The organism is Bacillus sp. RB3 (assembly GCF_030164735.1).
Taxonomy (GTDB): domain Bacteria; phylum Bacillota; class Bacilli; order Bacillales; family Bacillaceae_G; genus Bacillus_A; species Bacillus_A cereus.
Genome location: NZ_JASNGE010000114.1, coordinates 1 through 390 on the forward strand (window position 1 = coordinate 1; position 390 = coordinate 390).

Genomic DNA, 390 nt, shown 5'->3' on the forward strand with positions numbered 1-390 from the left:
TAAAGATAATGCTAAACGAATACTCTAACATTACCTTCCCCAAAGTTAATTATAGAGTATTTTCAAAAAAAAGACACTCTTGTAGTGTCTTTTTTATAGTATTTTTAAAGAATCACGCCTACTAACACCTTATTGTTGTGGCTATTCATTTATTTCAATATGATACTTTTCCATCACGTATATGCAATAGACAATGATAGCTAAACTCCAACTGACACCATAATAATCATGTGTGTAGAAGTCATATCCCGCCTTAATACCTTTCTCTATTACAACAAATGTAAATCCTAAAGCCACCCATTTGTTAATTTTCATCTTAATAAACGTTAAAGAGATAATTATTAAAAATAAAATATTTGTAAGATGATTTATCATTAGCTCATATTTTTG

The 390-nt window shown here is 27.9% G+C and carries 1 protein-coding gene; it reads right to left on the reverse strand.

Features of this window, described 5'->3' with window-relative positions; genetic code table 11:
- Positions 1-141: 141 nt before the first annotated feature.
- Positions 142-390 (reverse strand): hypothetical protein (locus QO049_RS30580; RefSeq protein ID WP_284489828.1); only part of this gene is annotated, 249 nt, incomplete at its 5' end.